We start from the raw sequence: 22,402 nt of genomic DNA on the forward strand, positions 1-22,402 counted from the left end.
GGATATAAGGAAAGAACCCGGTCATGTTCTTCTTCTTGGTTCTGCAGTGTTGCAGTGCTGGGCACCAGTTGAATGCTCCACTTCGTTTCACTATTGAACGGCCTTCGGCCTACGGAGGATTCCGTTCCTCCGGAAATCAAGGAGACATAGCATCGAAATGCTACAATACGAAAACTCTCTGTAGCACCGCAACACATTACAAACAAAATAATCTGCCCAGCAGGAGTAAATACAGCATTTACTCAAGTATTGGCAGAGTGTTCGTATTTTAGCGCTTCCCCGATCTTTACATGAAGTTCCTGGCGGGTAAAGGGTTTACGCAGAAACGGAATGCTGGGATCCAATTCACCATGTTGTGAGATCACATTCTCTGTGTAGCCTGACATCAAGAGCAGCTTGATCTCCGGATGTTTGAACTGCATGATAGTTGCCAATTCTACTCCGCTCATGCCGGGCATAACCACATCGCTGATAATCAAATAGGGGCGCAGACCCTCATCCTCTATCAGAATCATGGCTTGATCGGCACTATCTGCTAGCATTACCTTGAATCCCATCTTCTTAATCATCTTCCCGCTCAAATCTGCGATGGATTGATCATCTTCCACTATCAGCACCAGTTCATCGTGCAGACCTTGCTGGATGGGAACTTTCGCTTCATGATTCACTTCGCTTTCACCGCTTGCTGCCGGTAACATGATCACAAACATGGCTCCCTTGCCGGGGCTGCTAACCACATTGATACTTCCGCCGGCCTGCCGTACAATACCATAGACTGTGGGTAAACCCAGACCGGTGCCATGTCCTTTGGGTTTAGTGGTAAAGAAAGGCTCGAAGATGTGTTCTATGGTTTCCGCATCCAAACCACACCCGGTATCCTTCACTTTCAACACTACAAAACTATCCCCTTTTATCATGGGATGTCTGGCTGTGAAGTTTGAATCCGGAAGGTAGGCAAAGGTAGATATAGTAAGAGTTCCACCCATTTCCATGGCTTCTCTGGCGTTGATAACCAAGTTCATGATCACCTGTTCAATTTGCCCCACGTCCGCAAGTATCTTCGGCAGATCATCTGCCAGTTCCTTCACGAATTCGATATCTTCTCCGATCAAACGCATCAGCATTTTAGATAGGTTTTCAATGATCTCGTTTAGATCCAGCAATTGGGGTTTGATTACTTGCTTACGGCTGAAAGTCAGAAGCTGTCGGGTAAGGCTTGCCCCTCTCTGTCCGGCTTTATTGATTTCTTCTATTTCCTGCCGGATAGGATCCTTATCGTGAAGCACATTGAGTATTTCTTCGGTATATCCCAGGATCACGGTGAGAATGTTGTTGAAATCGTGAGCTATTCCCCCAGCCAGATGCCCAATGGAATCCAGCTTCTGAGCTTGCCTTAGTTGTTGTTCCAATTCATACTGTTTTGTTTCTGCTTCTTTCTTTTCGGTTATATCGTGAAAAGTCCCAATGATCCTGGAGATGCTGCCTCCCTCCCATTCCGCGACAGCCGCAGAGTTTACGTATATCTTGCGACCCTTCATGGTAGTGAACCAAGACTCTATGACATAGGCTTTACCACTCTTCTGGATCTCGTTCCAATTGTCCTCTATTGTTTTTAAAGTATCTTGGTCATAACCAGACCTACTACACTTAATAGCCTCGTCTATTGGTGTATTTTGTATATCAAGATCATGCAATTTGTACATCTCATCAGACCAGTAGAACTGTTTAGTGCTTGGATAATACACCCAGCCCCCCAGTTTCACGATGGATTGAATCGTCTTCAGAAGGGCTTCACTTTGTTTCAGGGCTTGTATAGCTTTGTTGCGCTCTATTACTTCAGCTTCCATTTCCTGCATCTTCTCTTCCAGCTTGCGCACCAGACGTTCATTGTACATCTTCAGTACGGTTTCGTCGTCTGGATTCTCCAATTTATCAAAGCGATGGATGTCATCCTTTTTTGCTATGGCTGCATGGATTCTCTGAAGTAACTCATCTGGTTCGCACGGCTTTCTGATATAGTCATCTGCACCCATTGTTTTTGCAAGTACTGCATCTTTCTCTCCAGTATAGGTAGCAGTAAAAACGATGAAGGGGATATGTTTCAGTTTAGGGTTTTGCCGTAATTCTCTACATAAAGAGAAGCCGTCCATCACAGGCATGAGGATGTCGCTAATAATCAAATCTATCTGTTCTTTCTCTAGTATCTCCATGGCTTCTTTACCGTTTTTAGCATCCAGAAACCGGTATTCCTTAGTTCCCAGCAAACTTTGCAGAAAATATAGGTTCTCGCTTTGATCGTCCACGTTTAGTATTGTTCTCATCCCTTCTCCTTGTACTCTAGGCTTTCAGATAGCTTGTGACCTGATCGGCAAACGTTTCCGGATCAATCGGTTTTTCGATGTATCCGGTAGCGCCTGCATCCAGGACCTGTTTTTTATTACCCGCCATAGCGTAGGAAGTAACAGCCACAACTGGAATATCAGCAATATCGGGATTAGAACGGATTTCGTGCAATACTTCGTACCCATCCATCCCAGGTAGCTGAATATCCAGTAATATGATGTCCGGCACATTATATAAAGCCATCTGCAGACCCAACCAGCCATTCTCAGCGCCCAGCACAGTGTATTCCCTGCTTTCTAAAAGGTACTGCATCAAATAGTAATTGTCCAGGTTGTCTTCTATAATGAGGACTGAGACTGGCATGATCTCTCCCCGGCATCCAGAGGTAGAATTACTGTGAATGTGCTACCCTTATCCATTTCGCTTTCCATAGTGATATCACCACTCATCAAATTCATGATCTTACGGCTGATGAAGAGACCCAGTCCAGTACCCTCATACTTGCGGTTAATTCCAGAATCAACCTGCACAAATGGCTGGAATAGTTTGCTTTGTTTCTCCAGAGGGATGCCAATTCCGGTATCCTTTACTATCAGATACAGATTTGCTTCTTTAACCATGCATGACAGCGATACCTCGCCCTTTTCGGTGAACTTGATGGCATTACTTAGCAGATTCAGGATCACTTGTTCAAAGCGACGCTCATCAACGGTGATCTCCCTGGGAGCATTTCCTGGATTGTAAAGTAGATTCAAGCCCTTGGCATTAGCTTGGACAGACACCACCTGAATTGCATTCTCCAAAAGGGAGCGCAGATCTATATGGGAGTAATGTAGTTCCAGCTGTCCCGACTCTATCTTGGAGATGTCCAAAACATCGTTGATAAGTGCGAGTAAGTGTCTGGCACTGTTTTGAACAATGCTCAACATTTTCTTTTGCTCTTCGTTTACGGCGCCGGGCATTTCCTTCAGTAATATCCCGGTAAAGCCGATCACCGAATTCAGAGGCGTCCTCAATTCATGGGACATCGTAGCCAGAAAAGCTGATTTTAGCATATCTGCAACCTGGGCTTTGTGCATGGCGAGTGCTAGTTCTTCGGTTCTCTTTTCAATGCGTTTTTCCATCTCCCTGTTGGATTCCTGCAATTCTGCAGTCCGTTTCCGAACCTGTCTTCGAAGTATATTTGCTGCCAATACGGAAAACAATAGGGCTATGATCAAGCCCAGGCTAATGAGGACGGCCCATCTGGGAAGCTTGTATTCGTTGCTTTGGAAGCTGTATTTATTTAATACTGCATAATAATATGAGTCCGGTCTGTCCTTCAATTCACTCAGATGTGTGTCGATAGCTCCGAGGAGATCGCTCGAACGACCCTGTTTGGCAGCAAAATACAAGGTGGCGGGCTCCAGAATGATGTCTGTTTCCTCCAGGCCATATTTCTTGGCATTCTGTCTGCCAAAGTAGTAGTTCGTTACCGCTGCATCGGCCTTCCCATCGCGCACCAATGCCAATACCTCATCGAAACTGGAAGCATACACAAAGGAGCTGCCTTCTGCGGATAAACTCAAGAGATCTCGCAAAGTCTTTGCCTGAACCGAGTTCTCCAATACCGCCAAGCGCAATCCTTCCAGATCCTGAAACGAATCCAGCTTCACTCCATGCCTGGCAAAAAATTGTGTCCATGAGAATAAAACCGGTGTTTGATGAAAGTCCATTACCTCGTCGCGCTCGGAATTGTATGCCACATCCGTCATTAAGTCCAATTCCCCGTCCTGCAGCATGTTCAGACAGTTGTCCCAAGTGTCTTTGTGATACTCTATCTCCCAGCCTTCAGCATGTGCAATGTGATTCATGATCTCCACAAATATACCGGAAGGTTTCCCCGATTCGCCCCAATAAACCTTGGGGGGATTCATGTATATGCCTACTTTTACGACACGGCCACTTATCTGCGTAACAAGCAGCAAGAAAATGAACAAAGCTATAACTCTGCAATAACCCGGTCCGTGGCAGGAAAATAGCGGGAGTTCCCGAAATTCCCTTTCAGGTAAATGCTCATAGGCAAGATTCATATTATCCTTTCTTAAATGAGCTTGAGTTGCTTTACTAAACTATCCGATATCTATGTAACCTCAATTATATATGATAAGCAATTCTAACAAATAAAGCAAGAACACAGACAAAAACCAATATGCTTCGACGCAAAATATCTTGACCGCTAAAGCCACAACCTGTAATGATACCCCATGAAAAAGATTCTCTTAGTAGCCCTAAACAGCAGTTGGAGTCAATCCAATCTGGCTCTTTACTATATGCGACAGATGATCCGGGATCTGGAATGTGAAACTAGGATGAAAACCTATAGCTTGAAAGAACCTCTGCATCAGATCATGGAAGATGTCTACTCCCAAAAGCCTGATGTAATATGCTTTTCTGCCTATATCTGGAACCGGGTGATGCTGTGCAGCTTACAAGCTGAACTGAGTAAGATCCTTCCCCAATGCCTCTTTGTGATTGGAGGGCCGGAAGCAGCTTCATTTCAGCAGGCCCAAAACTCCTATGTTATCATTGGAGAAGGTGAAGGAAAATTCAGGGCTTTGGCAGAAAGTGCTTTCGATCCAAAAAGCTGTGTACAAAGTCCTGCCTCCATCCATCTCAAGGATATTCCCTTCCCCTATACTGAAGGAGACAAAACGGAGCTGGAAGATCATCTCATTTATTTCGAGTGCTATCGGGGATGTCCTTATGCTTGCGTCTATTGCCTGTCTGCCAACGATATGCGCCATCAACCCAGATTTGAACTCACAAAAGCGGGAGAGATGGATCGGTTGCACAAGGAATTGGCCCTGCTGGCAGAGTTGAAACCTCGTACCTTAAAGTTCATAGACCGTAGTTTCAACATCCAGAAAGACCTTGCCCACGCCATTTGGAATTATGCAATCTGCAATGACAGCGATTTTGATTATCACTTCGAGATTTATCCCGATTTGCTGGATGAAACGGACTTTGATATCCTCAGCAAAGCTCCCGCCGGACGCATCCGCTTTGAAGTGGGCATACAAAGCACAAATCCGGATGTGTTATGGCAAAGCGGTAGATATACAGACTGGGAGAAATCCCGCCGGGCACTGCTTGATCTGAAAACCCGCACCAGAATCAGAGTTCATGCCGATCTCATCACCGGACTACCTGGGGAAGATCTCGCTTCGGTAATCCGGTCTTTGAACGAACTATGCAGTTGTGAACCTGCCGCAGTGCAATTGGGTACATTGAAGATTCTGCCGGATACACCCATGATGCAAATTGCGCAGGAGAGACAGTACTTGTGGATGGATATGCCTCCGTACCAAGTATTGTGCTCGGATGCTCTTAGTTTCGACGATCTTTGTTTACTGCAGGATTACGCTCATTTACTTTCTTTGTATTGGAACAAAGAGGAATACCCCAATCTGTGGCATACCTTGTTGCAGAAACACCCCGCGGACAGGATACTGTCTCATCTGAAACGGATGCACGCTCAAAAGGACATGCCGCTGCATAGTGTATCAAAACACAATCGGGAGATGATGATGCAATGCCTTGCCGATCAACTGCTTTAGATCGTCAGTTACTAACCAATATACTACGGATTGTCTGGTAGATTCCTGCCTGATTTAGCAAAGACCTTCATTCCTCTTCTGGTTATCTATACTTGAACCTGATATTATCGGGTTATCATCGAGTGAACACAGGATGATAACGCCTTGATATCAGCTTCAACACAGTATCGAACAAAGGGAAAGAGGAGAATGATCCAAAGGCTTCCTTCGGTCGCTGTAGCAATCCGTAGATTACCACACCAAGCTTTATATGACACTACATTCACTTCAGCAAGATCAGGGTTTATGTTCAGAGTATCGCTATCCCATGAAGGTCAAATCCATACAGTACGTTTTTGCTTGACATATTTCCAGATAGATACAGTATGCTTTTATGAGAAATATCATCTTGCTGTTTTTGGCGCTGATTGCGCTCTCCGCATGCAACATTTTTGGCCTGCGGGATTCCGAGCCTCCTACAGAGGAAGCCCAATGGAACAACTTTGCCAATACTTGGGAGCTGGCTCTGGACAACCTCTACTATGCCTATGAAGACTCCCGCAATACCATCAATTATGGCAGGATATTCCTCAGCGATTACATCTTCTATTTCGCTCAGCAGGACATCACGGATTATAGCACGGACTCACAATGGACCAGCACTCAGGAACAAGACATGCTACTGAATCTGCACGCAAGATACAAAGATATCAAGCTGAGTCTGGAGCCGATGAGCACTCCAGACGAGATCACGTCAACAGAAGCCAAACTATCCCGTGTGTATGAACTAAAAGCAAAACTTATGGATTCCAGTGTGGAAAACACCATCGCACAGGGAAGAATGGAGCTCCATTATCGCCGTCAAAACGGCTATTGGTATATCTATCGTTGGCGCGATTATCGCTCATCCGGCGAACGCACATGGGGGTTGTTGAAACATGAGAACGGCTAAACTGCTGCTGTTGGCATTCATCCTGGTCATCGGTGCTTGCAAAAATCCCTTCCGCCCGCCTCTGATCGACCGATCCACCTCCGTGGTTCACAATCGAAATCCCGAAGAGGTTTTACACAATCTGGAAAAAGCTTACAGTGAGAAAAACATCAATATCTTCAAACAACTGCTCCACCCAAACTACCGCTTTGAACTGTTATCCAGTGAATACTCTCAGATCGGCATTGATATGGACGGAGACGGCAGAAAAGATGACTGGTGGGGATACGATGAAGAGCTGGCTCTTACTCAGAACATGTTTGAACGTGGCAGTAGCGACGGTACCATGCCAGTGGCCGACGATATTGAATTACGCTTGCAAATCCCGCCTCAGGAGCTTTGGGAGAGTGATCCTGCGGATGGCAGAGAAGATTGGATTATTGTCCCTTGTTACTTCGACCTCATCCTGACTTACGGCTACAACAACAGCAGCTACATCGCCAATGGTATGGCTCGTTTCTATCTGATAGAGGAAGAGGGCGACTGGAAAATCATCATCTGGAGAGATGAGTCTCAAGTATGACCGGTCGTATAATGGCGATAGATTACGGCAGCAAGCGTATTGGAATCGCCTTTTCGGATCCCCTGCGTATGTTTGCCAAAGCCCATAGCGTGATAGAGAACGCCCCTTTGAACCTCCTGGTACCAAAGCTGAAGGGCTTGATAGAGCAAAACGACGCCAAACTGATTGTCCTTGGTATGCCTTATGCCATTGATGGCAGTGACACTCCCAAAACCACCGAGACAAAAGCCTTTATGAATAAATTGCAGGAACTGCTGGATATCCCGGTAATATCTTTTGACGAGAGATATAGCTCCGCCGAAGCTGAAACCGAGCTCAAGAAGATGGGCAAAAGCTGGCAGGAAGCAAGGAAAATGGTGGATGCCATGGCAGCAGCTATGATTTTGAAATCCTACCTGGAGAGTAAAGACAGACAATGAACGGATACAGATACCTTAGCATGATCGCAATCGGACTCGCCTTGGTTGGCTTGGGTTTTGCCACTCACGAGCTCTTTGGCGCCAGGGATTCTATGGAGCGAATTGTGCGAGTGGATGCCGGAGATAGCGCCGAAACCATCGGGATCAAGCTGGAACACGCAGGCATCATCCAAAACGCTTCAGCTTTCCGTTTACTGGCCAAATTGCGCGGGACAGACCGTAACTTGAAGACCGGAACCTACATCTTCGGAGGTCACAGCAGTCTCTGGTCTGCGGTATCCCGCTTGCAGCAAGGTGAATCCCAGAGCATCAAGATCACCTTCCCGGAAGGACTCTCCATGCACAAAACCTTCAAACGTATCGAAGCCAGCGGTCTGGCCACATATCCCGATCTGCAGGCAGCCGCCACAGACACGGCATTGGTAAGGCGCTTAACAGGCATGCAGTTGCAAAGCCTGGAAGGATTCCTGTATCCTGAAACATATCTCTTTCCGGTAAATAGTCCTGTAGACAGCATTCTGAGCATGATGACGGGTGAATTCTTCCGTAAAATGGCCAGAGCTGGAATCGAGATCGGGCAGCAAGATGATTTCTATAATACACTGATCCTCGCTTCAATAGTGGAGAAAGAAGCAGGAAACGCTGAAGAGCGTCCCATTATAGCCGGAGTATTCGAGCGCAGATTGCGCCTTGGCATGGCACTGCAAAGCTGCCCTACAGTGGATTATATCTTGGAAAAGAGAGGTATTCGCAGAGAAGTTTTAACTACTCATGACACCCAAATCCCCTCCCCCTACAATACATACCAGAATCCGGGTCTACCTCCCACTCCGATCTCAAATCCCCAAGTAGGATCGATCCTGGCAGCGCTTGACCCCGTTCAACACAATTACCTGTATTTCTTTGCAGATAAGCATGGAAACAATGTGTTTACAACCTCTTATGAAGAACACCAGCGTCGGCAACTGCAACTTGGTTTGTGATAATCATGACTACGTCGATACACTTTCAAATAAAAAACCACAGACATAATAAGTACGCAACTGCGTATGGAGGAAAGATGAAAAGAACCCTAATGGCCATCCTGATCGTGAGTCTTACGATTATGATGTTTGGCTGCTCAAAGAACAAAGAACAAGCCGTAAAGGCTGATGGTGAATTGGTATATCGCCCCGCTTGGTGGGGAGAGCAAGGTGGAGACTCTCATGTGAACACCTACGGACAGGGTACCAATTTGAACGAAAACGCTTCCATGAATGTGGCACGTTCAAACGCTCTCTCAGAGGCTGCGCAGTATGTGAGAATCAATGTGGAAAACATGCTGAAGAACTATTTGGAAGAAGCCGGAATTAGCGATCCCCAAGTACTGGCACTCAGTTCAAACGTGCTGAGAGCGGTTACCGAAGCTGAGTTTAGCGGAGTTATCACAGGTAAGATGGAGACTCGTAAAGTAACTGAAGCCGACGGTTTACGCTACAAAACCTGGGTCCAATTGAAGATACCCACAGACCAGATCAATCGCAAGCTCGCCGCCGAGATCCGCAATGAAGAAGCTCTCTACAATCAGTTTAAAGCTTCCCAGGCATTTCAAGAACTGGATAAGTATCTGGAAGACAACTAAATCTCAACTATTTTTTCCCTTTTTCTACACCCGTGTTCAGACACGGGTTTTTTTGCCAGAAAAGATACCTAAAAGCTTGTGAATGCGAAGAAAAGAATTGACAGTAAGGCCATAACGAAATAGCTTGTATGCAAGAATGAGGAAAATATGAAGATAAAAATGACAAAAGAATTCATCCAAAAGCTGCCTAAAACAGATCTGCATGTACATCTGGACGGCAGTGTACGCATTCCCACGATCATAGACTTGGCAAAACAGCAGAATGTGAAATTGCCCACTATGGACGAGAAGGAACTGCGCAAGATGATTGTGTGCGGCAAACACACTGAAAGCCTGGATGACTATCTGCGCGGCTTTGACATCGTGAATTTGGTGTTGCAAAGCAAAGAAGGACTCAAGCGCGCTGCTTATGAACTGGCTGAAGATGCAGCCAAAGAAAATGTTCGCTACATGGAGGTTCGTTACTCACCTATCCTGCATACTCATAACGGGCTGAAACTTACTGAGATATCCCAAGCCGTCATCGATGGATTGAAACAGGGTGAGCGGGATTTTGGTATCAAAACTGGTGTGATTATCTGCGGAATACGCAATATGGATCCCAATACATCCCTGAAGCTGGCAGAATTGGCCATCGCTTTCAAAAACAAAGGTGTGATCGGTTTCGACTTAGCCGGTGGTGAATACAATCACCCCGCCAAAGCTCACAAAGATGCCTTTGACCTGGCTTTGAAAAATAACCTGAATATCACCATCCATGCCGGTGAAGCTTATGGTCCGGAATCCATCCACCAAGCTATTCACTATTGCGGAACTCACCGCATCGGCCACGGCACACGGCTGGTGGAAGACGGTGATCTATTGAACTATGTAAACGACCATCGCATCCCCTTGGAGATCTGCATCAAAAGCAACTTCCACACCAAGGCCGTGGCAAACATCCAAAGCCACCCCCTCGATTTTTATATAGACTACGGACTACGGGTTACGATAAACACAGACAACCGTACCATCAGTGATACCACTGTTACAGACGAGTATATGCTGGCCATTAATGAACTGGGTCTGGATTACCCAATCGTGAAATATGTGATTTTGAATGGCTTCAAAAGTGCCTTCCTGCCTTATAAGGAACGTGTTCGCCTGATCAACCAAACCCTGAAGGAACTGGACGAAATAGAAGAAAGTGAATTGAAAACCAAGATTCAAGTAAAGGAAAACCTATAAATGATAGACATCATCAGACAGGCCTTTTCTGATGCCCAAAGGGTACTAGAATCCTTTGTTAAAGAAGAGGATAACCAAAAGATTATCGCCCGGATTGCCGAGCGGATTGCCGACGCTTACCGTTCGCAAGGCAAGGTGATCATCTTCGGCAACGGTGGCAGTATGTGCGATGCCATGCATTTCGCCGAAGAGCTTACCGGCAGATTTCACAAAGACAGAGAAGCCCTGCCCGCAATCGCCATCAGCGATCCCTCCCATATCACCTGTGTAGGCAATGATTATGGCTTCCACCAGATCTTTTCCAGAGGAGTGCAAGCCTTTGCCCAAAAAGGCGATGTGGTAATAGGCCTCTCCACCAGCGGAAACTCCGAAAACGTATCCGAAGGCCTGAGACAAGCTAGGGCAAGGGAATGCATTACTATCGCACTCCTGGGCGGAAACGGCGGCAAGATATCCGGAACCACAGACTTTGAATTGATCGTGAAAGCAGACACCAGCGACAGAGTGCAGGAAGTTCATACCATGATCCTGCATCTTTTAGTACAACTGGTGGAATATCAGCTTTTTTACTTTCCCCATCCAAGTCCCAAACTGGCTTAATAAACAAAGAAGGAAACCATGAAATACAATACCAAAACCCTGATCACGCTGCTGTTTGCCCTGTTGGCATTCGGCCTCTGGGCGGATTTCTACGACAGCGTGGAAGATCTGAGGGGCATGCCACTCTATTACGCCCTCCAGGATCTGATAGACACCAATACCTACTCCAGCTATGATGGCGCTAAGGTATTCCTATTCCAAGAATTGGATAACAACAGCGGAACCGTCACCTGTGTCTATACTGGTAAGATCTATCCTATTGAGGATGATTACTCTGGTCAGAGCAATCCCAACACCGAACATACCTTTGCTCAAAGCTGGTTCACTCCTGAAACAAATGTAAAAAAATCGGACCTGCATCACCTCTTCATCACCACCATGCAGGTGAATTCTTCACGTGGGAACCTCCCTTTTGGCAATGTAGCCAGCACTGCAGCTTCGGATGTGTATTACGACGATACTCCCTGGCAGAGCTATAGGGGCAGAGACACCTGGCAGCATACCGTTTTTCAGGTGAATCCTCATTTCCGGGGCAACACAGCCCGCGCCATCCTATACTTCCATACCCGCTATGGTGATTCCCTCACCCAGGGTGGAGTAAACATGCTGGATACAATGATCGATTGGCACTATGCTGATCCCCCGGATGAAGCAGAAAGAAACAGAAACGACATGCTATATAGCTTTCAGGGAAACCGCAATCCTTTTGTGGACCGTCCTGAATTCGTTAACCGTATCTGGAATCCCAGTCCCTCCGATGATCCCGTTGTAGATCTGGTTCCGGCTCTGCGCATCGACAACATCTATCCCAACCCCTTCCGGGAAGTATTGAATGTAGCAATAGACGCCAAACCCGGCAGCAAAATAAGCGCCGGCATCTACAACCTGAAAGGCCAGCTTGTGTATTCCACTTTCTTGGAAGACAATCAACGAGACTTCTCTTGGAACGGGAAGGACGGCTATGGTAATGAAATGCCTTCTGGACTCTACTTTATCCGCATTTCCGGAAACGACGGCACTGACATTGCTAAAGTATTGTACACAAAGTAAGTCGTTATTGTGTATCACCTCATGGACCACTCACGTATGGTACCGGCTCTCGCTGAAGCGCCGAAAAGGAGGAGCCGCGTCCACCTTTACGAAACCAATGTCTCATGGACTGCTCACATAGATCCCCCTCCGTGGTTATGTGCGGTCTCGTCTGATGCGTTATTATAAGCGATTATCGCATTTTCGATTGACAAAAAAACACGACTAAAAAAGATTGCCAACATAGTGGGTGATTAGCTCAGTTGGTTAGAGCGCTACGTTGACATCGTAGAGGTCACTGGTTCGAATCCAGTATCTCCCACCACTCCGCAACACGGGTGATTAGCTCAGCTGGTTAGAGCGCTACGTTCACATCGTAGAGGTCACTGGTTCGAATCCAGTATCACCCACCATTCTCCTTCCCCCGGATTTCTTCTTCCTTTATTCTTCACAAGCATGCTACAGTTCTATCGTTACTTTTCCGTACAATAGAAAAGTCCCCATACTCTGTGAGTATAGGGACGTGTTGAGGTGTTTGATGAATTACTTGATTTCGATTTCTTTCTTGGGAGTCGGTTCCTTCTTCGGAATATTCAAGTACAGTACACCGTCTTCCATCTTGGCGCTAATCGCTGAAATATCGGCATTTTCGGGCAGATTCAGATTACGTCTGTAACTGCCATTAAAGCGTTCACAGCGATACATCGTTCCTTTCTGTTCTTCTTTTTTGTCTTCGCAGACTGCTTCGATGAGAAGCTGATTGTCGTGCACCGAGATATTTACGTTTTCTTTCTTGAATCCGGGCAGATTTGCCAGAATCTTATACTCTTTATCCTGTTCTGATATATCCATAGCCATAGCCCGGAAGTTGTCGTCAGAACTCTCATCTTCATAGACTCTATTGAAGAAGTCATCAAACAGGCTGAGCATATTGCTCATGGGTCGTATTTCGTTCATTCTGCGATATGGTACGAGTTTCATGGTAACCTCCATAACTTTAATGTTCTGCAGATATAATAACCGGAGTATCACAAAAAGCAAATAAAAAATTAGCAGTCCCTTTGTGAGACTGCTAACGTGGCTCGCAAGTGCTACTTGCTCAAGATCATCTTACGCGTTTGTACTTCGTTACCTGTCTCCAAACGGTACAGGTAGATCCCGCTACCCAGTTCTCGACCTTCATCGTCTCTACCATCCCAGACCAAACTCATCTGAGGAGTTCCGGGAATCCCCCGATATAGCTCCCGCAGCAGCTGTCCCTTGGTATTGTAGATCCTCAGCCGGGTCTCGGAGTTGGGATCGCTCAGGCTGAAACTGATTGTAGTTTCAGGATTGAAAGGATTGGGGTAATTCGGCTTTAGAACGGTTTGTAGAGCGGGATTCTGATTATCGTCGTTATCCATCCAGTTCCCAGTGGAAAATCTGAATGCATTGGAGAATCCGGACACAGAAAAGCTGTTTCTGGCAGCCACTCGCCAATAGATAACGCTATTTGCCGGCAGAATGTTTGGTACCAGCGATGTATCTGTCACATACTCCACCTCGAAAATCGGTGTTCCGAAGAAGGGATTTGTGGCAATCTGCAGCCAATAGCTCTCTGCCAGATAGGATGGAGTCCAGCTCAGTTCAGGGTCCAGAGCTTGGTTATACGAGAAATTTGCAGGGCTGAGCAGTTGTGGTTTAGCGGGCATTTCGCTTAGAGCTCCAGTGCTGAAGCTGAAAACTGAACTGTATTCCCCGGTGCCCACTTCGCTCACTGTTGCCACTCGCCAATAGTATGTGGTGAAGGGAGTTAATCCACTCGCCTGATACTCATTTGCTGTATGATTGAGGACGGATATCCCCATTGCTGAGAAGTATGGATCTTCGCTTAGCTGGAAGTTGTATGAAGTGGCACCGGCTACATTTTGCCATTGGAAATTGGGATTAGTAGGCATCCCTTCTGATTCCTGACCGGGATAGATCAGTGTGGGAACGGCGATCTGACTCACTATCGTAAAGGGAGTAAAGCTCTGATCCCAATGTCCGTTTGTGTTCAAAGAAAGCTTTATTATACAGTTGTCTGAATCCAATTCCGGCACTTCAGCCAATGTATAGCTGCCGTTGTTGGGAACTCCATTTGCCAAAACTTCCCAGTTAGTACCGCCATCGCTGCTAAACTCAATTTTCACAGTCCCATTGCTATTGCGCGATACCCAAGTGATCTGTTTTGAGGATCCGGAGAACCAGGTGACATTGCTTTGCGGAGAGGTGAGCTGAATATCGGTTATACGCAGGTCAAAGCTTATGCTTTCCCCCATTGTTCCGACATTATACAGATACAATCCCCCTGGCAGGTTCCAAGTGGTAAAACCGCTTGGGATCGTGTATTCCGTAAGTCTGGTTCTTCCGCTGTCTGCTGACATTGCTGCCTGATACAATTGACCGTTAGTTGAGTTATTGTTTGCCAGTGGACGGTAGATATAAAGCTCATCGGGAGGGCCGTCGGCATTTCCTTCAATCGCTTGATAGAGGCGATAAACCACCAGTCCATAATCCGGCAAATTACCGTCATAGAGTCCATGCGGTTTACGGTATTCCAAGACATATTTGTTTTCATTGTTCCAAGAATTTACCAGATAGATGTTGTTATCCGAAGAAGATGCCACTGGTTGCAGGCTATAGCTGCCGGACTCTGTGATCACAGGCGGATTCGGTAACCACTGTCCATAGCGGTATTTCATCCATGCACTCATGTGTTGAGGGGGATTTGCATTGTTCGCCATCAGATCCCAGCTACCGATCGGCGTAATATCGGTAGTCTCATATCTATAAAGGTCCGGCGCGCCCAAGGAATGGAACATCTCGTGAGCGAGAACGCTGGCACCGCTACTATTCAAAGAATTCTCCAGTTGAAAATTAAAGTCCCACACCTGAGCACCCTGAATATAGGCGTTAGCTCCGTAAAGCACCCAGCGATGAGGCCAGAGTAACTCCGCCCAACCATCTGTAGTGCCTTGAATAATGAAACAAACATTGTCCACATAGCCGTCGTCATCTCCGTCAACATCGATGGTATCCGGAATCTGATCTGCCACAAAGGCCGAGGCATCTGCCAAAAGTGTGTGTTCCCGCTCGGTTCTCTGCCAATAATCGTCCGGATCGTAACCCTTGGGATTGCTGGAGTTATATGGGCTGTAATATCCCCGGGGATGGCTGTCCACATAGCTTACAATGGTTGTTCCGTCAGATTCTGGGAAAAAGAAGGAATCCACGCTCAATTGCCCATAGGAAGCTGCTAAAAAGTAGTTCTTCATGGAGTTGTAATTCTGGCTGTCATTGTTGAACATATCGTCGTAGTATGTTATTGGACGCATAAACTGCGGGCTGTCGCTGAAACGGATGAAGATCACCAGATTGTGAAAACTGCCTACATGAGGGGATTTTGCGTTGGTATAATCCCGCATATTGGATAAACGTTCATACTTTTTTCTGATCAGGTTTTTTGAAAGATTGACGCCTTTATCTATAGACAAGCGGGCAGGATTGTCTCTTCCCACCACCAAGTTGGTAGGTGCCACATTCTCGCCATCCTGTGCGGCGTAAACATAGTATCCCTTATCATCACGAACGATGCTGTAGTTATCTTTATCGTGCAGCCAGTTGTGAAATTCGTCTCCGGAGGCAAATATCTCTATCTTGCTGCCGTCAGGTTGCTCTGCAGGCACAGGCAAAAAGCTATGCGGGGCAGCCGCGAGACCCGCGATAAACAGTGTAATCAGTAATAGTAACAGGTTTCTTCTCATCAGTTTTCCTCTATCTGTTCAGGACATAATTTTGTGATTTTACGCATTTCTCTGTGCAGTTACAGCTATAGCTCTGCCTTAAGGGGACAATCTTGAGCCGGGAAGCAAAGAAGAATTGCTCCAGATCCAGCTCAAATCCGCCAAAATCGTCCAATAGCTCTTGACTGGCCAAGATATCTATACCACCAGCTATCAGGGAGATATCGCCCTCACGTGCAGGTTCGAAATGGAGGCGAAATACAGCTCCGCTGCAGCTTCGTTCTGCAACTACTATCCTGGGCATCCGCCCCTTTTTGGCGTAGAAAGCAAGCTTTTTCTCGATGTATGCCTTTGCGCTGGTGCTTATCTGTATCTGCATTTTCGTTGTTTCCTAAAGTACAATAAATGTCTCTTATACCTGAATGATATTCAATTTATATTCCACATACCAGATTATTTTTCGTCATCAGCAGCATTTGCTTGCAGCTATGCAAGAACTTGGAGTTGCGCAATCAGAGCGAATATATTCTGGTAAGACCCCGTCTATCCTCACCCTGTACTTCTACGGGTACCGAAGTAGATATCATCGGGTAATCATCGAGTGAGCACTGGAGGATAACGGCTTGATATCTAGTTCGGCAATCGCTGATCTTCAGAGTGTGAAGATGGTATTTTGCTGCGGAAGGGCACTGCTCATACAGCTTTCGCAGTCCACCCAATCTGCGGAGGATTCCGTTCCTCCGGAAGATAGAGGCATAACATCGGAATGCTACGATACAAAAACTATAAACCGTCACCCAAAGCTTCAAATCGCCCTCACTTGGACAAATGGGGATAACGCCTTATTTGGTGCGGAGATATGATGGACTATGTTTGGACTTGGACATTGAGATTTTGGACGTTTCTGGACGAGTTTGGATCACTGAAAGCTGTAAATTGAGCCGAAATCAGACTATATATGAACTTTGACTTTTCGCTTCAAAATGATCGATTCATAAAGCCGCAGATGAAGTGACACAACTCCGATCAAATAAATATCGGCACTCTGTTCCAGATCCTTAGTCCGAACGTCAATATCCAATGAAGAACCAGAACCTCTTTTAAAAATAATAAGATCGCTTCACAGCCTTTCGACCATGCTACTAAGCCGTGAAGCTGGTTCTTTTTGTCCCTTGCGGGAGCGGGATAAAGATATGGACAGTCTGTGCCCGCTTGGCAGGTCCGTAAACCAGCAAATTCCGGCAATGAGAGTATTGCAGACGCGGAAGCCGATGTTGTTGTTGCCGTTGTTCGGGTTGTTGTTGTTCCGATTGGCAACCCGGCAGTTGTTGGCATTGTTGTTCCAGTTACCGCCCCGTTTCACACGGTTCGACCCGCTCTATTATCTTTACCCGATAGTGTTGCAAATCCTTTTAACCAATTGATGTGAATCCGCATAATACGCAAAAGCAAGCATGCTCTGTACAGAACGGTACAAAGCCGTTTCATCGATCTGATTAGTTTTACACTGATATTGCCTGAGCTTTATCTTTGCTGCCAGGCGTCTGACATTCATGGCTTTCATCCTGATTAGATGCTGAAAGATCCTGAAGCCCAAAAACGGCAATCCGTGAATGCGGCTATTAAGCAATACACTGCCTGGCTTCACTGCCAAATGCAATTCCTCTTCCAGATACTTTTCACACATCCAAAATGCCACTTTCAGATCTGATTTACTATTTGAAAAGAGGATCATGTCGTCCATATACCTGATATATGGAAGGTGCAGTTTCTCCGACACAAAGTGATCGAAACCATCCAGATACACATTGGCAAAAAACTGGCTGGTAAGGTTCCCGATCGGTAAACCTACGCCCTTGGGATTGGCGCCGTTGAGATTGCTGGTATCCAGGACCTTTCCGATCAGAGCCAGGATGTATGGGTCTTTGATCTTGCGCTCTATCAACTTCATCAGCACCTGATGATCGATGCTGTCAAAGTACTTGCGGATATCCAGCTTCAGATACCAATCAAAGCGTCTAAGGAAGCGCTGCGCTTGTTTTACCGCTGCCAAGCTCCCCTTATTCTTACGAGTAGCGTAGGAATGATGAATAAAACTCTTCTCGAAAACAGGCTCTATCGTGGCAATCAGAGCATGATGCACCACCCGGTCGCGAAAGCTTGCCACGCTGATCGTGCGCTCTTTGGGTTCATAGATCTGAAAGTAATGGTACGCTCTGGGTTGATAAAGGCCATCCTTCAGTTCACTTTGTAGCTGGCAGAGTTCCCGGTCGATGTTGAAAACATACTCTGCTGCCTCAGGATTGGCCTTATGACCCTTCAAAGCCCTCTGACAGGCTGCATAGAGTACAGGGAAACTACACAAATCGTCATATAGATATCCGTATCTTTTCATTGGCTTTTGCCCCAGCCGCCCACCATCACTCCCGTGTCATTGATTGCCTGGCTGATGTGCTGATACTGGCTGATACTGATATACATACGCTTTTGGCTCAAATAGAAGAAGACCCGCAGTTTCTCCAAGAGCAGATTCATGCGCTTCAACAGCGCCTGGCGTTCCCTGGTGTAGATCGCCTCCACGATGAGCTCCAATATCTCCAGGGCATAGTCCGTGATCCGGCTCCCGATGCTGAAGCGAACCGTGCGAGGATACTTCTCCACAGTGTTCAGTATCCAATCCAGCGTATCAAGCCATTGGACATAGATCGGGTACTGCTGGTTCTTGCTCATCGCTAATGTTCTCACTGATTATCTGCAATACTGTCTCGCTATATTCTTGCACCTTTTTAGCGCTTATCATCTGGATGTTTTTTAGCTCGTTACCGGTCTTTGGCTGTTTAATGGCAATTTGCTTTAGCTGGTTATTGGTAAATAGCAGATAGGGAGGCACCCCCTTTTCCGCAGCCAGTTCGTTACGCCATTCTTTGAGCGCAAGAAACAAGCTTTTCTGGGCATCTGTCTCAAGCTCAATGTCCTTGGATCCGCCTATTTTCTCTGTTTCATACTCGATGGCAAAGGTCCAAAAAAACTTCGAGTTCTGCCGAAAAAAGCGCTTCTCGATGCTGATCACGCTCTTACCAGCCAAAAAAGTAGCCAGAACGGAATCATCAAAACTCTTCCGGACGGGGTCGTATTCCAGGGTGAAAATCCTTAGCATCTGAGTTCCAAAGCGCAAACAGATCTTCTTTTCTTTGGGAAAGAAAAGAAACAAAAGAAAACCTGAGTCCCAGTGTAGCCGCATAGCCACCTTCGCTCCCTTGCTGCGCTTAGGTGAGCTCCGGTGGCTATGCTTAACTGAGTGCTTAGCTTATTCATTTTCAAAGTAAAAAGGTAAGAACCCCATAAATTTACAGACCTGCCCTGCAGACGCGGAAGCCGATGCTGACGTTGCCGCTGACCGGGTCGTTGAAGGACCGATTGGCAACCCGGCAGACGTTGGCATAGAGGGACCAGACACCGCCCCGAGGCACACGGTACGACCCGCTTGCAGGACCTGTCGGATTACTACTTGGACTGCTACTGTAATAGCTGCTGGAATACCAATCCCAACACCATTCCCAGAGGTTGCCGCTCATGTCGTAGGTTCCTATGCCGTTGGGGGCTTTAGTGCCGACGGGTTTACTGCCATAGGGTGAGTTATTGCCACTGTACCAAGCCACGGAATTAACGTCGTTAGATCCTGAATAAAGATATTCAGGGGTGTTTGTAGCTCCCCGGGCGGCGTATTCCCATTCCGCCTCTGTGGGCAAACGGTAGCCGTTGGCGCTCCAGTTGCAGATTGCTGCGTTCCAGGTGCTGTTGTTTGAGGAGGGCACAGAACCCCAATCGACAGGATCAGTAGAGCCGGAGATACTGTAAACGGGAGTAAGACCCTCCGCCATACTGCGCAGGTTACAATACTTCAGAATCGCATACCAGGATACATAATAGGCAGGGTAATTATCCCCCAGTCCATAATTACTTGTCCAGCTTGAACCTGGTTGCATATACTGGGAATACTCAGCCTGTGTGACCTCGTATTTGCCTATGTAGAACGAGTTCAAGGTAACGCTGTGTGTCGGCAGTTCATCGCTACCCCCTGAACCAGTGGTTCTGCCCATGATGAAGGTGCCGCCGGGGACGTAGATCATCTGGCCGGGTGGAGGTGAGCTGATCGTATAGGTGGCGCTGGCGGTGGCGCTGGGCGTCCAGCCGTCCTTGAATCCCTTGGCCTTGATGGTTTTAGTTGATGTGACATTGATCGGTGTGCTGTAGGCTGGAGATGTTGCCGTTGGCTCGCTGCCGTTGGTGGTATAACGGATCGTCGCGCCTGTGGTGGTGCAGGATATGCTCACGCTCTGGGAAGATGTGTAAGTCCCGCCGGGGGGACTGAACGTGGGGGTGGCTACAGTTCCGGAGGGTGTTATAGTATAGGTGGCGCTGGCGGTGGCGCTGGGCGTCCAGCCACTACGAAATGCCTTGGCTTTGATGGTTGTAGTCGTACTTACAGTGATTGGGCTGCTATACTGGGTAGATGCTTCAGTAGGATCACTGCCATTAGTAGTAAAGCGGATCGTGGCACTTGGAGTAGTACAGCCAAGAGTTACATTTTGGGTTGTACTATATGTACCGCCGGAAGGATTGAAAGTAGGAGTAGCTACGATGCTCGGGGCTTCGGCCAGAACTGTACTATGATTGATAATATTCGGGATAGTATAGTTTGCCACATATCCCAAAGCATCGAAATTTACCCCGCAATCTACAGCATATCCACCGGTAAGGACCCACCAGGGGTCCAGGCTTGTATCTGCGTTCAGACTTAGGTATGCTTTCCCATAAACCCAGGGTCCAGTTATACCATAAAGGTTTATCTCAAATCGAGGTCCAGCATCTATGGTAGATTCCATAGATGCTGTTAGAGAAGGTGGAATATAATCAAAGTTAAGATTTCTTTCCTGATATGTAGTCCAATCGGGTTTGTCGTAAACCATACCTGCTGAAAGAGTTGCGGAAGCTGAAACAGATGTTGATACTGAAGCCTGTCCGTTTGCATCGATATTCAAAACAATGACAGCTTTGGGCACTATAACGATGGGGACAGGACCAACATAAAAGGTAACCGGAACAAAATAGTGTTCGTATAATTCAATGGATCTGTCGTAATCGAAACTGCCGTTCACTGAAAAGCCAAGATCTCCATTAGAAGTAACAAAAGAACCTGCTTTGACATAATGCAAACCTTGAAACAGACCGATTTTTACCATCAACTCGTAGCCTAAGGTCAGGGTCAACTCGCCATCTATGTTCAAGGTGATATTACTTCCCAGGTTGAAATCCTCATCAATGGAATAAGAAAAATCGTAGGGATTCTTCGTGTCTTGTTTGAAGATAATGCCGTCAATCAAAGCGCGAGAAGTTTCGATGTCTGATGTCTTCATGTCCTGGGTAATATTCAGATCAAGCTGGTCAAAAGCATCTTCCAACCTGGCATGCTCCGTAGCGACAACGAGTTGTCCGTTTTGTTCCTCATAACTAATTACTTTGCGCAAGAGACCATGCGGCGCTGCTTCCGTGGGGGCAGAGACGATGATATTGCCTTCTTGTATCAAGTCTATATCCGTATCAGCCGGAAGAACTACCGAATCTTCGGCTACTTCGATAATCTCATTTCCCGTTGTTGATGGTATTACTTGAGTTTCTTCGTTTACAATTGGTTCTGATTCCGGATCATCCGGTTCAGTTGTTTTTTTGCTGCAGCTCATGAGCATCACGAGCATCACGATGACCACGACTAAGATAAGAAGCAATCGCCTTGTTTTCATTTTGTACCTCCAATACAATACTCACATTGCATACTTTATTTATACTTCATCTCTCATAATTTATATGCAACTTTGATTCCAAGCGAGAGCTGCATCGTAAGAGATTGATATCTATTGATATAGTATAGTCTATTATGCTTCCGCTGTGGTTGTTATTACCACAAGTATCGAGTGAATATCTGTATTCTTGAGCTTGCATATGCTTTTATAGCAGTCAGATAGGCAATTGTGGTAGATTCTACCTCAGAAGTGGTAAAAAATACCACGCTTTCCATACTCATCATCAACTTGCGTAGTCAATCATGGCAGATATTATCTCAATGCTCAACTTGAAAAGCTTTAGTCAGGATTGCTTCCTCGACTTTATCTAGTGTCGAAACTCATTCAAAATTACAGAAACTTATTGAAACAACCGATTTTTTCAGGTAATATTGAGCTAACTGTCATCTCCCATGCCTGTCAAATACATCCCAAACACTGTTTAAGCCCGGCTTGGGAGTCTTTGG

The 22,402-nt window shown here is 46.4% G+C and carries 20 protein-coding genes and 2 tRNA genes; 11 read left to right on the plus strand and 11 right to left on the minus strand.

From position 1 onward, the window contains the following. Positions 1–242: 242 nt before the first annotated feature. Genes PHF32_06390 through PHF32_06400 form a run of 3 tightly spaced genes read right to left on the minus strand, consistent with a single transcriptional unit; the run spans position 243 to position 4,415 of the window. Positions 243–2,321, minus strand: a complete 2,079-nt coding sequence (locus tag PHF32_06390; protein MDD4560347.1) for a response regulator — start codon at positions 2,319–2,321, stop codon at positions 243–245. A gap of 16 nt (positions 2,322–2,337) precedes the next feature. Continuing rightward, on the minus strand, positions 2,338–2,706 hold the full coding sequence (locus tag PHF32_06395) for a response regulator (protein ID MDD4560348.1): 369 nt from the start codon (positions 2,704–2,706) through the stop codon (positions 2,338–2,340). Beyond that, positions 2,682–4,415 (minus strand): ATP-binding protein, encoded by a 1,734-nt coding sequence (locus PHF32_06400; GenBank protein MDD4560349.1) that lies wholly within the window; start codon positions 4,413–4,415, stop codon positions 2,682–2,684. The genes PHF32_06395 and PHF32_06400 overlap by 25 nt, the downstream gene beginning before the upstream one ends. 174 nt (positions 4,416–4,589) lie before the next feature. On the opposite strand from PHF32_06400, the gene PHF32_06405 reads away from it, so the two are divergent. The 11 genes from PHF32_06405 (at position 4,590) to PHF32_06455 (ending at position 12,744) form a co-directional block, all read left to right on the plus strand. Continuing rightward, positions 4,590–5,942, plus strand: coding sequence for a DUF4080 domain-containing protein (locus tag PHF32_06405; GenBank protein MDD4560350.1), 1,353 nt, complete (start codon positions 4,590–4,592; stop codon positions 5,940–5,942). 373 nt (positions 5,943–6,315) lie between these two features. Beyond that, complete coding sequence (locus PHF32_06410; GenBank protein ID MDD4560351.1) at positions 6,316–6,873, plus strand: hypothetical protein; 558 nt, start codon at positions 6,316–6,318, stop codon at positions 6,871–6,873. Beyond that, the gene (locus tag PHF32_06415) at positions 6,860–7,435 is read left to right on the plus strand and encodes a hypothetical protein (GenBank protein MDD4560352.1); all 576 of its coding nucleotides are present in this window, start codon (positions 6,860–6,862) and stop codon (positions 7,433–7,435) included. The genes PHF32_06410 and PHF32_06415 overlap by 14 nt, the downstream gene beginning before the upstream one ends. Next, positions 7,432–7,854 carry a Holliday junction resolvase RuvX gene (gene ruvX, locus PHF32_06420; protein MDD4560353.1) on the plus strand — a complete coding sequence of 141 codons (423 nt, stop codon included), beginning with the start codon at positions 7,432–7,434 and terminating at the stop codon, positions 7,852–7,854. Before PHF32_06415 ends, ruvX begins: the two co-directional genes overlap by 4 nt. Continuing rightward, positions 7,851–8,837, plus strand: a complete 987-nt coding sequence (gene mltG / locus PHF32_06425; GenBank protein MDD4560354.1) for an endolytic transglycosylase MltG — start codon at positions 7,851–7,853, stop codon at positions 8,835–8,837. Before ruvX ends, mltG begins: the two co-directional genes overlap by 4 nt. Before the next feature lie 77 nt (positions 8,838–8,914). Continuing rightward, positions 8,915–9,475 (plus strand): hypothetical protein, encoded by a 561-nt coding sequence (locus PHF32_06430; GenBank protein MDD4560355.1) that lies wholly within the window; start codon positions 8,915–8,917, stop codon positions 9,473–9,475. Between the two features lie 147 nt (positions 9,476–9,622). Beyond that, positions 9,623–10,702: an adenosine deaminase gene (gene add, locus PHF32_06435; GenBank protein ID MDD4560356.1), complete on the plus strand. Its 1,080-nt coding sequence runs from the start codon at positions 9,623–9,625 to the stop codon at positions 10,700–10,702. After that, positions 10,703–11,302 carry an SIS domain-containing protein gene (locus PHF32_06440; GenBank protein MDD4560357.1) on the plus strand — a complete coding sequence of 200 codons (600 nt, stop codon included), beginning with the start codon at positions 10,703–10,705 and terminating at the stop codon, positions 11,300–11,302. It begins immediately after the preceding gene. Between the two features lie 18 nt (positions 11,303–11,320). After that, the gene (locus PHF32_06445) at positions 11,321–12,352 is read left to right on the plus strand and encodes an endonuclease (protein ID MDD4560358.1); all 1,032 of its coding nucleotides are present in this window, start codon (positions 11,321–11,323) and stop codon (positions 12,350–12,352) included. Between the two features lie 227 nt (positions 12,353–12,579). Next, positions 12,580–12,656, plus strand: a tRNA-Val gene (locus PHF32_06450). A gap of 11 nt (positions 12,657–12,667) precedes the next feature. After that, a tRNA-Val gene (locus PHF32_06455) sits at positions 12,668–12,744 on the plus strand. Positions 12,745–12,874: 130 nt separating this feature from the next. Here the strand turns inward: PHF32_06455 and PHF32_06460 are convergent. The 8 genes from PHF32_06460 to PHF32_06495 form a co-directional block, all read right to left on the minus strand. After that, on the minus strand, positions 12,875–13,312 hold the full coding sequence (locus PHF32_06460; protein MDD4560359.1) for an Hsp20/alpha crystallin family protein: 438 nt from the start codon (positions 13,310–13,312) through the stop codon (positions 12,875–12,877). A gap of 110 nt (positions 13,313–13,422) precedes the next feature. Further along, positions 13,423–16,116, minus strand: a complete 2,694-nt coding sequence (locus tag PHF32_06465) for a M6 family metalloprotease domain-containing protein (GenBank protein ID MDD4560360.1) — start codon at positions 16,114–16,116, stop codon at positions 13,423–13,425. Positions 16,117–16,126: 10 nt separating this feature from the next. Then, positions 16,127–16,474, minus strand: coding sequence for an iron-sulfur cluster biosynthesis family protein (locus tag PHF32_06470; protein MDD4560361.1), 348 nt, complete (start codon positions 16,472–16,474; stop codon positions 16,127–16,129). A 741-nt stretch (positions 16,475–17,215) separates the two neighbouring features. After that, a complete protein-coding gene (locus tag PHF32_06475; protein ID MDD4560362.1) occupies positions 17,216–17,458 on the minus strand; it encodes a hypothetical protein in 243 nt (80 codons plus the stop codon). 24 nt (positions 17,459–17,482) lie between these two features. Further along, positions 17,483–18,490 carry a reverse transcriptase/maturase family protein gene (locus PHF32_06480; GenBank protein ID MDD4560363.1) on the minus strand — a complete coding sequence of 336 codons (1,008 nt, stop codon included), beginning with the start codon at positions 18,488–18,490 and terminating at the stop codon, positions 17,483–17,485. Further along, positions 18,487–18,825, minus strand: coding sequence for a diversity-generating retroelement protein Avd (avd, locus tag PHF32_06485; GenBank protein MDD4560364.1), 339 nt, complete (start codon positions 18,823–18,825; stop codon positions 18,487–18,489). The genes PHF32_06480 and avd overlap by 4 nt, the downstream gene beginning before the upstream one ends. Beyond that, positions 18,782–19,306: an HRDC domain-containing protein gene (locus PHF32_06490; protein MDD4560365.1), complete on the minus strand. Its 525-nt coding sequence runs from the start codon at positions 19,304–19,306 to the stop codon at positions 18,782–18,784. The genes avd and PHF32_06490 overlap by 44 nt, the downstream gene beginning before the upstream one ends. A gap of 136 nt (positions 19,307–19,442) precedes the next feature. Then, positions 19,443–21,896: an SUMF1/EgtB/PvdO family nonheme iron enzyme gene (locus PHF32_06495; protein MDD4560366.1), complete on the minus strand. Its 2,454-nt coding sequence runs from the start codon at positions 21,894–21,896 to the stop codon at positions 19,443–19,445. Between the last annotated feature and the right edge of the window lie 506 nt (positions 21,897–22,402).

The sequence above is a fragment of the Candidatus Cloacimonadota bacterium genome (genome assembly GCA_028706475.1).
GTDB lineage: Bacteria > Cloacimonadota > Cloacimonadia > Cloacimonadales > Cloacimonadaceae > UBA5456.